We start from the raw sequence: 14,394 nt of genomic DNA, 5'->3' as shown, positions 1-14,394 counted from the left end.
GTATTAAATTATCTCTACACACCCCACACACAAAAAGGGTGGATGTGTAGAGATAATGTATGTATTTAAAGTAAAATATGCATATTACGCCATACTATTTCAAATGCGACTTACGCATTAATTAAGAGCCCATTTATTTATAAATAACCCCCATAGCACTTCATCTGAATAAGAAAAAATTAAACCTTAATCTGAATTTTATAGAAGTTATCCACGTTTCTAGTGAGGATAATGGGAATAATAATGTAATATATTCCAGCACTTTTGTGGCGTCTGTGGTTGAGTTGTGGGATGATTAGCCCATTAATCTTGGGGGTGGTAATGGGGAAATTAACAGTCTTACTTCTGATTTTACTTGGCTGGCTACAATATTCATTGTGGTTAGGTAAAAATGGTATCCATGATTACAACAAAGTAACTCAAGAAGTTGAATCTGCATTGGCGCAAAATACGCAGTTAAAAGAGCGTAATGATCGTCTATTTGCAGAGATTGATGACCTCAATGGCGGGCAAGAAGCGTTAGAAGAGCGTGCTCGTAGTGAATTAGGAATGATAAAGCCTAATGAGACATTTTTCCGTATTGTGAGCGATAAATCTCAACCACGTCGTTAATTTATTGAATTAATAGTGTGTCCTGATACAAATATCATAATGAATATAACAAACTCTACTCTTCCTATTGTTGCCGTTATTCCGGCAGCCGGCATCGGAAGTCGAATGCAATCAGTCTGCCCAAAACAATATTTGAAGATTGGTGGATTGACTATTCTTGAACATACCATTAATGCCTTATTGAAACACCCACGTATAACGCAAATTATCGTGGCAATCAGCCCTAATGACAGCTACTTTCACACTTTATCTTTAGCACAAGATAAAAGAATAATTACGGTTGATGGTGGTGGTGAACGCGCTGACTCCGTATTGTCAGGTTTAGAATATGTCACTCAACATTTTCCTGAAAACACATGGGCATTAGTTCACGATGCAGCAAGACCTTGCCTACATTTTGGCGATCTTGACCATCTAATTAAACTCATTGATGAAAACGTGATGGAACCCCACTTTTGTGGTGGCATTCTTGCGACACCGGTTCGCGATACAATGAAACGTAGTTATCACCAAGATAACCATATTGAACAAACAGTAGAAAGAACAACGCTATGGCATGCTTTAACGCCACAATTCTTTCCTGCATTGTTATTAAAACAAAATATAGAAAATGCACTCTCTCAAAAAGCAACGATCACTGATGAAGCCTCAGCGATGGAGTTTGCTGGATATGAACCTTTATTAGTTAAAGGTCGTGCAGATAATATCAAAGTTACTCAGCCAGAAGATTTAGCGCTTGCAGAGTTTTTCCTCTCACGCCAAATCACCAGTATAAGGAACACATAATAAATGAGAATTGGACACGGTTACGACGTACATAAATTTGGCGGTGAAGGCCCTATTATTATTGGCGGTGTCAGAGTTCCTTATGAACAAGGGCTATTAGCTCACTCTGATGGTGATGTTGTTTTACATGCAGTTACCGATGCTATTTTAGGTGCAATGGCAATGGGTGATATTGGCACATTGTTTCCTGATACCGACCCTGCATACAAAGGTGCAGATAGTCGCGTACTCCTTCGTGAAGCCTTCTCACGCGTAAGAGCAAAAGGTTACCGAATTGGTAATTTAGATGTCACAATCATTGCTCAGGCACCAAAAATGCTACCTCATACACCACAAATGCGCGTCAATATCGCAGAAGATCTTCATTGTCACGTTGATGACATCAATGTGAAAGCGACCACAACAGAAAAGCTTGGATTTGTCGGTAGAAAAGAAGGCATTGCCTGTGAAGCCGTTGTTTTACTAATGAAAGAGTTATTACCTGAATGAGTGATTTACCCGAACTCCATTGGTTACATGGAAAACCACAAGCAACAGGTTTATTAAAGTCAATTCCTGAAGATTTTATTGTCTGTGAAGATCTTGGCTTCACCCTGGATGGTGAAGGCGAGCATGTCATGGTGAAAATCAGAAAAACAGGTTGTAATACAGCTTTTGTTGCTGAAAAATTAGCAAAATTTGTTGGGATCCATCCTCGTGATGCCAGTTACGCCGGTCTAAAAGACAGAAATGCAGTGACTGAACAATGGTTTTGTCTGCGTATGCCGGGTAAAGAGATGCCTGATTTCAGCCAGCTCGCTTTAGAAGGTTGTGAAATTCTAGAAACGACTCGCCAGCAACGTAAATTACGTATAGGAACACTAAAAGGTAATCACTTTACATTAGTGCTACGAGATATTTCTGATCGCAATTTTGTTGATGCTCGTTTGGCGCAAATAAAAGCAAAAGGTATCCCTAACTATTTTGGTGCTCAACGATTTGGTCGTAATGGTGATAATTTACGACAAGCCATGCGTTGGGCAACAGACGAAATCCGCGTAAAAGAACGAGGAAAGCGTAGCTTTTATCTCTCCGCGGCCCGTAGTGCGATGTTTAATCATATTGTCAGCAAAAGATTAGAATGTGATTTATATTCAAAAGTGGTACTCGGTGATGCAATGCAACTTCATGGGCGAGGTAGCTGGTTTGTTGTTGATGAAGCTGAACTGGCTCAAACACAAACTCGTTATGAAGAGCATGATGTTCATATTACTGCACCTTTACCAGGTAAAGGTGATTTAGGTACACAATCACAAGCATTAGATTTTGAAACGAAAAATCTGGCAGAATATGAAGCCTTCTGGTCGTTGGCTCGACAAGAACGCGTTGATAATACAAGACGTGCTATCAATGTATTACCAGAAAATATGTCATGGAATTGGGTAGACGACACCACTGTTTCTCTGTCATTCTTTTTACCTGCAGGAAGCTTTGCAACTAGCGTTGTACGTGAATTAATTTTATTAGGGAATGATGATGCTGAAAATATTGGTGAGTAATGACGATGGTGTGATGGCGAAGGGGATACAGACCCTCGCTAAAGCATTGCGCCAGCGTTATGATGTACAAATTGTTGCACCCGATCGCAATCGTAGTGCTGCATCTAACTCTTTAACAATCGACAGACCTCTACGCAAACAAGAGCTTGAGAACGGGGATATTGCGATTGTTGAGGGTACACCAACAGATTGTGTTTATCTTGGTGTAAATCATTTAGTGCGTCCTCGTCCTGATATTGTGGTTTCTGGTATTAATCATGGCCCTAATTTGGGTGATGATGTTATTTATTCAGGTACGGTTGCTGCAGCAACAGAAGGGCGTTTTTTAGGTTTACCAGCCATTGCTGTTTCACTTGATGGTGAAACGCACTTTGAGACAGCTGCTCAAGTAACTTGTGAAGTCTTGGCAATGTTACAACAAGTACCTTTAAGAGCCGGAAATATTCTCAATATTAACGTACCTGATATTCCTATTGATGAAGTAAAAGGTTTCCGTATTACACGCTGTGGTAGTCGTCATGCATCACAACATGTTTATACGCATACCGTTCCTAGAGGAAATAGTCTTTATTGGATTGGGCCTCCAGGTGAAAAAAATGATGTAGGTCCTGATACAGATTTTGCTGCTGTTGATGAAGGTTATGTTTCGATAACTCCATTGCATGTTGATTTAACAGCGTATAAAGCACTTGATTTACTACAAAATTGGTTAAATAAAGCAGAGGTCAAAAAAACATGTTAAGTCGGTCAATGAAAGACTTACTGACAATGTTAAAACAGCATGGCATCAAGGATGAGAGCCTGTTGGAAGCAATGAGTAAAGTACCTAGAGAGCTTTTTATTGATGAAGCGCTTTCTCATAAGGCTTACGAAAATACAGCTTTGCCTATTGGCAATGGGCAAACTATTTCACAGCCTTATATTGTTGCCAAAATGACAACACTACTAGAATTACAAAGTACCGATTCTGTATTAGAAATTGGTACAGGCTCGGGATATCAAACTGCAGTATTAGCAAATTTAGTCCATCATGTTAGTTCTGTTGAGCGTATAAAGATATTGCAATGGCAAGCTAAACGACGTTTTAAACATCTTGATTTACATAACATCTCGACACGCCACGGTGATGGATGGGAGGGGTGGTCATCAAAAGCGCCGTTTAATGCCATAATAGTGACAGCATGTGCAACAGAAGTACCACAACAGTTATTGATGCAGTTAGCCGATGGTGGCAGGATGATAATACCTGTCGGTGAACAACAACAAATACTGAAGTTTATCCGACGTTTAGGTAATGATTTTCACTACCAATCTATAGAAACAGTTAGATTTGTACCTTTAATTGCAGGCGAGTTAGCATAACTTCCAGATAAATCTGACCGTTTTTTATTACTGCTTTTTAATAGCTTGTCGTAATCTGCACTAATAAATGAAACATTTTCAAAAAATTGCAGTCTTTTTGTTTAACTCGACAAATTGCTAGATGCTAATGCCTTTTTAAAGGGAGAAGGAAGTATGAATTCAGAAAGCCCAATTAAGCATGTCCGCTGGGCAATCATGTGTTCGGTAATTGGATTTGCATTAACAGGCTGTGCAGATACACCTTATCGTCCTGCACCCATTACCTCTGTAAATGATAGCTCTTCAAATAATACGGTATCAACCGCACCTGTAGTGACTAACAGTAATGCGACGCCTATTGAAAGAACTACCCCCTTACAATCGTCACCTCCTCCTTCAATTAAGGTGAACTCCGCTTCGTCTAATGGAGGCATGGTTCAGTCTCAAAACCAATCTCGTCCTCAAACATCTGTTGCAGCGCAAAATGTAAGTACTGATGGCTCTGGACGGATTGTGTACAACCGCAATTATGACAGTATTCCTAAAGGAAATTACAGCGGTAATACCTATACAGTAAAACGTGGTGATACCATGTTCTATATCGCGTGGATAACAGATAGCGATGTAAAAGAGCTGGCATCAATGAATAATATTCCAGAGCCTTATAGTTTGAATGTGGGGCAGGTGCTGAATATTGGTAACCGTCAAGTTAATACGGGAACCAATACAAATGTGAACACATCTGTTATCAATCAACCAAGTAGTGCAGGTGTTCAAACGGCTCAAACGAAACCGACAAATAACACATCAATGGGGCCATTGATCACTAAGCCGGCAACAACACCGCCGAAAACAACGACTCCGCCACCACCAACCAACACGAATACCACAACGACAGCGAAATCAGCACCAACAACGGTTTCTGGTAAGTGGATTTGGCCTGCGCAAGGTAATATCATCGAAAGCTATTCGAGTGCGCCAGGTGGTAATAAAGGTATCGATATCGGTGGTACAAAAGGTTCACCAATTGTTGCAACCGCAGCGGGTAAAGTGGTTTATGCCGGTAGCGCATTACGTGGTTATGGTAACCTCGTTATCATTAAGCATAATGACGAATACCTCAGCGCATACGCACATAACGACACCATTTTAGTGCGCGAACAACAAAATGTGAATGCAGGCCAGCAAATTGCCACAATGGGTAGCTCTGGAACTAGTTCTGTCCGACTACACTTTGAGATCCGTTATAAAGAAAAATCACTTAACCCAATGAGCTATTTGCCTAAGAAATAGGTAAGTGATTTTTTACACGTATAGTGAATAATCCTAAAGTTAAGCCCTTTCCTTTACAAAAAGAAGAGGGCTTTTTCTTATCTGTAATTAATTAAAATATTGAAACAAAATAAATTTTACCTAAGTATAAGTGCTTATTTAAAGGTTATTAAAAATGAGAGGTCAATATAAAATTATAGATAACGTTAAATTAGACGGTTGATTCTCAACCAATGAATGCGTATGCTAAAAATTGTTATATAAAAAATGAATAAAGATTCGTTGTTATGAAAAGATGAACTATAAAACAACCTATTGTTTAGGTAGGTATTTTCTTTATTAGATTATCTTTTTAATAATAGTACGTAATATAAATTATTGGATATTATTTTAGTATTATGGATTTTTATTTGTTTTTTTAGATGTAAATAGTCACAAATAGTACATCAAATAGAGTAATTTTACGCATAGATAGATATACGTAAAATATAATAAAAAAACTGTTAATAACCTGCACTCAATAGTTAAGTTATATATTGAATAAAGAAAGAATAAAATTAACAGTAAAATAGATTATGTTATCTTTTATTTTGTAATTCGTTACAAGGGAAAATCAGTAAACCCGTTGTGTCGTGACACAGCGATAAACTGGTAAATAGACTTTAATTAGGAGTCGTTTACCTAAATTATCAAGGGTAGGAGCAGCTGATGAGCCAAAGTACGCTAAGAGTAGACGAGTTATATACAGATGAAATTGAAGAGAACATGGAAGAGTTCGATGAAGTTGCTGCAAAAGAGGCAGAAAATGAGTCTGATGCTCAAGATGAAATTGAACTTATTGAAGGAGTCAACCAGCGTGCGCTCGATGCAACTCAGCTTTATTTAGGAGAAATTGGTTATTCTCCGTTGCTGACCGCTGAAGAGGAAGTTTTTTTTGCCCGTAGAGCGTTGCGAGGCGATATTCCTTCAAGACAACGAATGATAGAAAGTAACCTACGTTTAGTTGTTAAGATCTCTCGTCGTTATACAAACCGAGGTCTTGCCCTGCTTGATTTGATTGAAGAAGGGAACTTAGGACTTATTCGTGCTGTTGAAAAATTTGATCCTGAAAAAGGTTTCCGTTTTTCAACTTATGCGACATGGTGGATACGTCAAACTATTGAACGTGCCATTATGAACCAGACTCGTACTATCCGCCTTCCTATTCATATCGTTAAAGAGCTGAATGTTTATTTAAGAACAGCAAGAGAATTAGCACATAAACTCGATCATGAGCCTAGTGTTGAAGAAATTGCACAAACACTTGATAAACCAGTTGAAGATGTGAGTAAGATGCTACGTTTAAACGAACGTATTACTTCTGTTGATACCCCAATTGGTGGTGATTCAGATAAAGCATTACTCGATATTATCTCTGACGAAAATGAAGAAGGGCCGGAAGTAACAATTCAAAATAATAACCTCAAGGAAAATATCATAAAGTGGTTATTTGAATTGAATCCTAAGCAACGTGAAGTATTAGCACGTCGTTTTGGGTTATTAGGCTATGAAGCAGAAACTTTAGAAGATGTTGGTAGAGAAATTGGTCTAACAAGAGAAAGAGTTCGTCAAATTCAAGTTGAAGGACTGCGTCGCTTAAAAGACATTCTACAAAGTCAGGGATTATGTATTGAAGCACTTTTCAAAGCATAGTTAGCCATCCTTGTTCTATTTATAGCTTTAATTGACAAATTGTTATTACCAAAGCCGATTAGTGGATTTACTAATCGGCTTTTCTTTATCTTGTATTATGCGACTTAAAACGATAAAACAAGAATGCAGTCTTGCACCTTATTAGCCTGATGAAAGTAATAAAGGAAGATATGAAAGATTATTTTTTAAACGTTAAATTAGAACGTTGCGATTTTAACCAAAGTAAAATCTCCCCGAATGGAATGGTGAGATTAATAGCATCAGGTAAAAACTTCTATCTTAATGAAGAGGATTTTTCTAATTCTCAAGATTTTCTTAAACGATTAAAACAAGGTGATGAACTTAAAATCTGTGCTGAATTATTGAAAAATGGCAGTTTTTGGGTGCAATGGATTTATCATGATACAAAAGGAAGGCTTGAGCCTGAAAGAAAATTCACGCTAACAGCAAAACAACAAAAATGGTTATTGCTTGCATTTATTCTGACGCTTGTTGGCGGTTATTGGAGCTATTTTTCGATCCTCTATCTTGAAGTGAATTTCTTTATCGTTGTTTCTATGGTTATTGCATGTGGTGCAGTGATGGCGGGGATCAGTTATATCGGAGAAAAAGCTTATCGCTATTTTCAGCGCACCAGACCCAAACATAGAAAGAGAATAAAGGCGTTAGATAAAGTTATCGCCAAGCAAGTGTTGATAGCGCCAGATGGCGAGCGCCTCATTATTACTGGAATAAAATCAGCACCATTACCTTCATTGACTGTGATTAAAAAATCGTTTCCTCAAATAAAGCAAAGTAAAGTACAACGAGTTCGAGGAATAATACAAATTCATAGTAGTAATAGAATTAAAATGCATCACCGCAACGGCGAGACGGTGATAATGCAAGTATCCTGCCTGATTGATAATCATCCTTTCGTATTAAGTTATAGAGAGCGCTTATTTTATTCTGATCATAATCTGTTTCTTGCTGATGGTGATGATGTTGAACTGTTCTTTTGGCAAGCTGAAGATAAGAACTCAGGGCCTGTTATTTTGGGGGTTTATAATCATACAGATAATGGTGCTTATACAATATCAGGACAAATGTATATTGGTCACCAGCGTACATATCGTTTATCACTGTTAATAGTCGCATTAATTAGTGTTTTTATTTTCTCAATGGTTGCAAGTTTCTCTATTTCTGATGTTTATGATAATGGCAATTATTGGGATAAATGGGATTGGTATTCTATTGGTGATAGTTTTTTAGGAATGGGAATTATCTATGGCTTAATTATGAGTGGCATTGCTTTTTTAACTGCCTTGTTTTCAAATCTTTATATTTTGTTATCAGAAAAAGGCAATAGCAGTTATCAAACCCATTTTTTACTTCAGCAGCAATGTATTGAAAGCAAACAACCCCTGTATATTACGGAGTTGCGCCAATGAATCCTTTTTTCCGTAAGCCTTTTATCATTATCACAAGTTTATTTATTTTAAGCTTACTGCTTTTTTATGGCGTACTTTTTCATGGATTCGCCTCTAAGTGGCAATGGAAAAATGAAAACTCTTCCGAATTATCTTCATATCCATATTCTCACTATGATTGGCGTAATACTTTTTATGCTTCTAGCGGAATGTTAATTAAAACTGAATCTGATAGTGGCCGATATGATGTAGATATTTATGGCAGACTTCATCGCCAAGATAATCAGAGAAAATATACACTGTACTTTTCTGATAAAGAAGGCATGCGCTTTGTATCGCAAGGTCAAGGTAGCTTTTATAACGCTTATTGTGTTGCCGATAAATGTGTTTTATTTACAGAGCAGGGACGACAAACTATAGATTTAACAGAGTTTACAGTAGCAGATTTAATTCCTTGGCAAGAGACTAACAATGGTTATTATCGTTTTCCTTTAGCGCTAATTGGTGGAAAATTACTCTTTTCACAAACAACATCGCAACTAGTACTAGTTGATAATAAGACAATATTAACAAGTTTAGATGAAGGCGAAAGCTGGGAATATTCAGTTAATACAGAAGATTTGGTGAAGCAATATTACGCTGAAGATTTTGGTGAGTTTACTCAATTTCATTACGCTCTATCAGGTGATTCCCTCATTATTTTTTATAACCACCATTACACAACAAATACGTTAGAAATCACGTTAAATTTAGTGAATAAAGAAGTGACAAAAACACGCTGGCTTCCTTTGCGTGTTAAAGAAGTTGCCCAAAATGCTAAAGGTGATATCTATTTTATTGCTCAACATGCTTATCGTGATCTCTATTCTGTTGTTCAACGTCAAGCTGATGGAAATTTAGTGATTTTCTATGAAAGTGGTTATAAATATATAAATCAGTTAATGGCAAGTAATGATAATTTGATTTTAAATAAAGGCCGTAATGATGATGAAATTACGTTAGTCTTTTCATTGAAAACAAAAGATTATACATTTTATGAGAAAACTACTGACGATATGATGTTTAATCCTGCTTTATCATCATTTGTTCGCTTATTTGACAACTATGGTGATAAAGACACTTTATTGTTATTGGGTGAGCGGCTGAAATATAGCCATGCTTCAATTAATTAATGTTGTATTTATCTTTGATTATCTTCATTTGAAAAATTAGAAAGTAAGCCATAAAAAAGGCTCTGAAAAATCAAACAGAGCCTTTTTGCTATCAATATTTAGTATTTGTTATGACTTATTTTGCCATCTCTTTTAAACGATAGAGTTGTTCTAATGCTTGTCGAGGTGTTAATGCATCAGGATCGATTTTATCTAACGCTAATTCAATGACAGAAGGCTCAGCTTCTGTTAATAACATCAGTTGTGACGTTTCAACATGACCAGAGCCAGTATGACCTGATAGCATTTCAAGCTCTTTTAGCTTCTGCTTAGCGCGACGGATCACCTCTTTGGGCACGCCTGCTAATGATGCTACGGCTAAACCATAACTTTTACTTGCAGCGCCTTCTTGGACGCTGTGCATAAAGGCAATAGTATCGCCATGTTCAACGGCATCTAAATGAATGTTTGCAGTGCCTTCAAGTTTTTCAGGCAGTGTAGTTAATTCAAAATAGTGAGTTGCAAAGAGAGTCATCGCTTTAATGCGGTTTGCTAAATTTTCAGCACAAGCCCAAGCCAGAGATAACCCGTCATAAGTGGATGTACCCCGACCAATTTCATCCATTAAAACTAAGCTATTTTCAGTCGCATTGTGCAAAATATTAGCGGTTTCTGTCATTTCAACCATAAAAGTGGAACGTCCAGAAGCAAGATCATCAGAAGCACCGACACGCGTAAAGATGCGATCGACTGGGCCAATTAAGGCTTTTTCAGCAGGTACAAAGCTACCAATATAAGCAAGTAAAGTAATTAATGCGGCTTGGCGCATATAAGTACTTTTACCCCCCATATTAGGGCCTGTAATGATCAATAAGCGACGTTGAGGTGCTAATTGTAATGGATTTGAAATAAACGGTTCACTAAGGACTTGTTCAACAACTGGGTGACGTCCTCCAGTGATTTGAATGCCTGTTTTTTCACTCAATTCTGGGCGAGTATAATTTAATGACTCAGCGCGCTCTGCAAGGTTAGAAAGAACATCTGTTTCAGCTAAAGCCTCAGCACTAATCTGTAATGCTGTCAGGTGAGGTAATAGCTTTTCAAAAATCTCTTCATAAAGCATTTTTTCGATAGCTAATGCTTTACCTTTAGAAGTTAATACCTTGTCTTCATACTCTTTTAATTCAGGAATAATATAACGTTCAGCATTTTTCAATGTTTGACGACGAACATAGTGCATAGGCACTAAATTGCTTTGCCCGCGACTGACTTGGATGTAATAGCCATGTACACCATTAAAGCCAACTTTTAGAGTATCAATACCCCATTTTTCACGTTCACGGATTTCAAGTTTATCAAGGTAATCACTTGCGCCATCGGCTAATGCACGCCATTCATCTAATTCGGCATTATACCCAGAGGCAATAACACCACCGTCACGTACTAATACTGGCGGTGTTTCAACAATAGCATGTTCGAGTAATTCACATAATTCATCGAACTGACTAATACGCTTTTGTAATTCTTTGATGTAAGGCATATCAGCTTGTTCAAGTACTTGATGAATATCGTGATATTGCTGGAAAGCATGGCGCATACGAGAAAGATCGCGAGGACGTGCGGAGCGTAGAGCTAAACGCGCTAAGACTCGCTCTAGATCACCTATTTGTCGTAAAAAAGGTTGCAGTTCAAAATAGAGGGGCTGTAATGCACTAATTGCATCTTGACGTTTAACGAGTTGTTCACGTTGGCGTAATGGGGTGTGTATCCAACGTTTTAGCATGCGGCTTCCCATAGGGGTAACACAGAGATCAAGTACGGATGCGAGTGTGTTATCGGTACCACCTGCAAGATTCTGTGTTAATTCAAGATTACGACGAGTCGCCGCATCTAAAATAATTGAATCTTGAGGGCGTTCCATAGTGATGTTACGAATATGGGGCAATGCTGTGCGTTGTGTATCTTTCACATATTGTAATAAGCATCCAGCAGCACAGAGTGCCAAATGTGCATTTTCAACACCGAAGCCTGTTAAATCACGAGTACCAAATTGCAGGTTCAGTTGTTGTTTTGCTGTTTCTGGTTCAAATTCCCAAATAGGACGACGGCGCAAGCCTTGCTGGCGCTCAATTAGTGCCATCGACTCAAAAGTTTCTGGATAGAGTAATTCAGCGGGATGAGTCCGTTGTAATTCGGCAATCATGCTTTCACTATCTGGCATTTCAGTAACACGAAAGCGCCCTGATGTGATATCTAATGTTGCATAACCAAATGCGCCATTTTTATCTTGCCAAATAGCCGCTAAAAGGTTGTCTTGGCGCTCTTCAAGTAAGGCTTCATCAGTAACAGTACCCGGCGTTACAATACGAATAACTTTGCGCTCAACAGGGCCTTTACTTGTTGCAGGATCACCAATTTGTTCACAAATAGCGACAGATTCCCCTAGTTGAACTAATTTAGCGAGATAGTTTTCAACAGCATGATGCGGAACACCTGCCATAGGAATAGGTTGGCCTGCGGACTGACCCCGTTTTGTTAATGAAATATCTAATAAGCGAGAGGCTTTTTTAGCATCATCAAAAAACAGTTCATAAAAGTCACCCATACGATAGAACAGTAAGATTTCAGGATGCTCTGCTTTAATCTTAAGATACTGCTGCATCATTGGTGTGTGGGATTCGAAATTTTGGCTGTCAGTCATGGGGTTATCTATATTAACTTATTGAATTAACTTGATTCTGTGTTTTTTTATTGTCTCATAAGATCTCATTATATCTTATAAAATATCACAGAATCCCATATATAAGTGTAGGTTAAAGTGTAGGTTGTTGATGGTGATATGGTATAATGGGCATAACAAAACTGACAACCTACACTTTTCACTAAAAATCTTTAATTATCTTATAGTCAGCGCTAAACAAGGTAACACTGATGAGCCAAAAGCAGCCAGCAAAACCCTTATCAACGAAAGCCATTGAGGCAATGAAACCTGCCAGTAAAGATAGGTCTGATACAGGTGAAAATACAGGTTTACGTGTATTTTGTGGCGCAACAGGCATTAAGACATTTTTCTACCGTTATAGTAGCCCAGTTACACATAAACTTGTACAGCTAAAGATCGGTAATTTCCCTCAAACTTCATTAAGTGAAGCGAGAGTTAAGTTATAAGAGTTGAAACAGTTACGTCAATTAGGCCGATGCCCCGCGACTGAGATGAAAGAAGAAAAGCAATACAAAAAACAGGAACAACTCCAGCCGCAAAAAACACAGTTAACAGTAAAAGAACTTGTTGAGCTTCATTTAGTTGATCGTATCGAAGATCGTATAGGCAAAGACGGTAGAATTATTTCTGGCTCAAGAAAGAAGAAAGGGCAAATAGAAGTTCGTCGTATGCTTGAAGCCGATGTTGTTCGTGTTTTAGGTGAGCTTATGGCTCATGAAGTAACCTGAAAAAATGTGATAGAGCTTGTGCGTGAAATTGATGGACGAGGCGCTAAGGTTCAAGCCGGTAATGTATTGCGTGAACTGTCGGCAGCCTATGAGTTTGCAATCGGTCTAGAGTATTTCGAAGATAATTTCGCTAATCCAGCTTTATTGGCAAAATCGAGCTTGTAGCAAGCTAAGTTTAAACTAACGAGTAATAAAGGCACTCGTTACCTTGATGATAATGAACTTCAGAAATTTTTAGCGTGGTTACCAAGTTCTGCTTATACCAATGTCGTGAAAAATGTTTTCCGTTTAACACTTTGGACAGGTTGCCGAACAGGAGAAGTGTGCGCAATGGCTTGGGATGATGTGGACCTAGAAAAAGGTACTATTCATTTGAAAGAAACTAAAACAGGCATTGAACGCTACGTGCAATTACCTGAGCAAGCAGTCACCTACTTGAAATCAATGCGCATGAACTCCGATAAATACCTTTTTCCATCTCAAGTAACCAAGTTACCCATTCAGCAAAAGTATCTAACAGAATGTGCATGGCGTTTACGTAAAGAAGGCAAGATGTTGGATATCCCCGATTGGTCACCTCATGATTTACGCCGTACCATGCGTACTGGTTTGGCTAAACTAGGTTGCCCTAATGAAGTGGCTGAGGCGATACTTGGTCATATACGTGGCGGCATTGAAGGAACGTATAATTTATACAAGTATGATAGTGAATGTAAGGTGTGGTTGCAGAAATGGGCGGATCATATAGGCAACTTAGTTTAACACATCAATCCGTGATTTTTTAGATATCTCATTGAATTTAATTTGATTTTTTGTAAAATTGCATGTTGTAATCATAGGTATGCTCATTTAATCTATTTAATAAAGTGGGATGTTGCCGTATAGCCAGAATAACCTCTATTTAAGGGTTTCGAGCCAACGGATTTATATCTGTTGCCCAGACATTAATATAATAATCAGAAAGAGAGGTTAGAAAAATTAGCTCAGATTTGACCTGATATATCTATTGTACAGAGCCAAACTTAATCCGACAGGCAGCTCTGTGCCAGAAGCGGAAGTAGCTTATATCGACAACATGAGTCAATATTAAACTGTTGAATAGTGGTGAGGGGGATACTTTCTGCTTAAATTGCTTAGAAGCTT

The 14,394-nt window shown here is 38.1% G+C and carries 11 protein-coding genes and 1 pseudogene; 11 read left to right on the top strand and 1 reads right to left on the bottom strand.

Annotation, left to right across the window (positions count from 1 at the left end; genetic code table 11):
* Positions 1-321 precede the first annotated feature (321 nt).
* The 10 genes from ftsB (at position 322) to GTH25_RS13795 (ending at position 9,822) form a co-directional block, all read left to right on the top strand.
* The gene (gene ftsB, locus GTH25_RS13840) at positions 322-612 is read left to right on the top strand and encodes a cell division protein FtsB (RefSeq protein ID WP_036913758.1); all 291 of its coding nucleotides are present in this window, start codon (positions 322-324) and stop codon (positions 610-612) included.
* A 39-nt stretch (positions 613-651) separates the two neighbouring features.
* Complete coding sequence (ispD, locus tag GTH25_RS13835) at positions 652-1,398, top strand: 2-C-methyl-D-erythritol 4-phosphate cytidylyltransferase (protein ID WP_075673793.1); 747 nt, start codon at positions 652-654, stop codon at positions 1,396-1,398.
* 3 nt (positions 1,399-1,401) lie between these two features.
* On the top strand, positions 1,402-1,887 hold the full coding sequence (ispF, locus tag GTH25_RS13830; protein ID WP_075673792.1) for a 2-C-methyl-D-erythritol 2,4-cyclodiphosphate synthase: 486 nt from the start codon (positions 1,402-1,404) through the stop codon (positions 1,885-1,887).
* Positions 1,884-2,936: a tRNA pseudouridine(13) synthase TruD gene (gene truD / locus GTH25_RS13825; protein WP_075673791.1), complete on the top strand. Its 1,053-nt coding sequence runs from the start codon at positions 1,884-1,886 to the stop codon at positions 2,934-2,936. The genes ispF and truD overlap by 4 nt, the downstream gene beginning before the upstream one ends.
* Positions 2,914-3,678: a 5'/3'-nucleotidase SurE gene (gene surE / locus GTH25_RS13820; RefSeq protein WP_164530678.1), complete on the top strand. Its 765-nt coding sequence runs from the start codon at positions 2,914-2,916 to the stop codon at positions 3,676-3,678. The genes truD and surE overlap by 23 nt, the downstream gene beginning before the upstream one ends.
* Complete coding sequence (locus tag GTH25_RS13815; RefSeq protein WP_075673789.1) at positions 3,672-4,298, top strand: protein-L-isoaspartate(D-aspartate) O-methyltransferase; 627 nt, start codon at positions 3,672-3,674, stop codon at positions 4,296-4,298. The genes surE and GTH25_RS13815 overlap by 7 nt, the downstream gene beginning before the upstream one ends.
* 153 nt (positions 4,299-4,451) lie before the next feature.
* On the top strand, positions 4,452-5,570 hold the full coding sequence (nlpD, locus tag GTH25_RS13810; RefSeq protein ID WP_164530677.1) for a murein hydrolase activator NlpD: 1,119 nt from the start codon (positions 4,452-4,454) through the stop codon (positions 5,568-5,570).
* Between the two features lie 687 nt (positions 5,571-6,257).
* Positions 6,258-7,241, top strand: coding sequence for an RNA polymerase sigma factor RpoS (gene rpoS, locus GTH25_RS13805; protein WP_075673787.1), 984 nt, complete (start codon positions 6,258-6,260; stop codon positions 7,239-7,241).
* A 170-nt stretch (positions 7,242-7,411) separates the two neighbouring features.
* A complete protein-coding gene (locus tag GTH25_RS13800) occupies positions 7,412-8,671 on the top strand; it encodes a hypothetical protein (RefSeq protein WP_156733978.1) in 1,260 nt (419 codons plus the stop codon).
* Positions 8,668-9,822 (top strand): hypothetical protein, encoded by a 1,155-nt coding sequence (locus tag GTH25_RS13795; RefSeq protein ID WP_099660062.1) that lies wholly within the window; start codon positions 8,668-8,670, stop codon positions 9,820-9,822. The genes GTH25_RS13800 and GTH25_RS13795 overlap by 4 nt, the downstream gene beginning before the upstream one ends.
* Positions 9,823-9,937: 115 nt before the next feature.
* On the opposite strand, the gene mutS is transcribed toward GTH25_RS13795, so the two are convergent.
* The gene (gene mutS, locus GTH25_RS13790; protein ID WP_099660063.1) at positions 9,938-12,502 is read right to left on the bottom strand and encodes a DNA mismatch repair protein MutS; all 2,565 of its coding nucleotides are present in this window, start codon (positions 12,500-12,502) and stop codon (positions 9,938-9,940) included.
* A 230-nt stretch (positions 12,503-12,732) separates the two neighbouring features.
* Between mutS and GTH25_RS13785 the strand changes: the two are divergent.
* Positions 12,733-14,013, top strand: a pseudogene (locus tag GTH25_RS13785) (tyrosine-type recombinase/integrase).
* Positions 14,014-14,394 lie beyond the last annotated feature (381 nt).

The sequence above is a fragment of the Proteus terrae subsp. cibarius genome (assembly GCF_011045835.1).
Lineage (GTDB): Bacteria > Pseudomonadota > Gammaproteobacteria > Enterobacterales > Enterobacteriaceae > Proteus > Proteus cibarius.
Note: the sequence above shows the minus strand (reverse complement) of the source record. Positions and strands in the feature narration are given on the sequence as shown.

Coding starts and splice junctions, on each gene's coding strand:
- GTH25_RS13795 (WP_099660062.1), top strand. CDS start 8,668: ATGAATCCTTTTTTCCGTAAGCCTTTTATCATTATCACAAGTTTATTT.
- nlpD (WP_164530677.1), top strand. CDS start 4,452: ATGAATTCAGAAAGCCCAATTAAGCATGTCCGCTGGGCAATCATGTGT.
- truD (WP_075673791.1), top strand. CDS start 1,884: ATGAGTGATTTACCCGAACTCCATTGGTTACATGGAAAACCACAAGCA.
- ispF (WP_075673792.1), top strand. CDS start 1,402: ATGAGAATTGGACACGGTTACGACGTACATAAATTTGGCGGTGAAGGC.
- ispD (WP_075673793.1), top strand. CDS start 652: ATGAATATAACAAACTCTACTCTTCCTATTGTTGCCGTTATTCCGGCA.
- ftsB (WP_036913758.1), top strand. CDS start 322: ATGGGGAAATTAACAGTCTTACTTCTGATTTTACTTGGCTGGCTACAA.
- GTH25_RS13800 (WP_156733978.1), top strand. CDS start 7,412: ATGAAAGATTATTTTTTAAACGTTAAATTAGAACGTTGCGATTTTAAC.
- rpoS (WP_075673787.1), top strand. CDS start 6,258: ATGAGCCAAAGTACGCTAAGAGTAGACGAGTTATATACAGATGAAATT.
- mutS (WP_099660063.1), bottom strand. CDS start 12,502: ATGACTGACAGCCAAAATTTCGAATCCCACACACCAATGATGCAGCAG.
- surE (WP_164530678.1), top strand. CDS start 2,914: ATGCTGAAAATATTGGTGAGTAATGACGATGGTGTGATGGCGAAGGGG.
- GTH25_RS13815 (WP_075673789.1), top strand. CDS start 3,672: ATGTTAAGTCGGTCAATGAAAGACTTACTGACAATGTTAAAACAGCAT.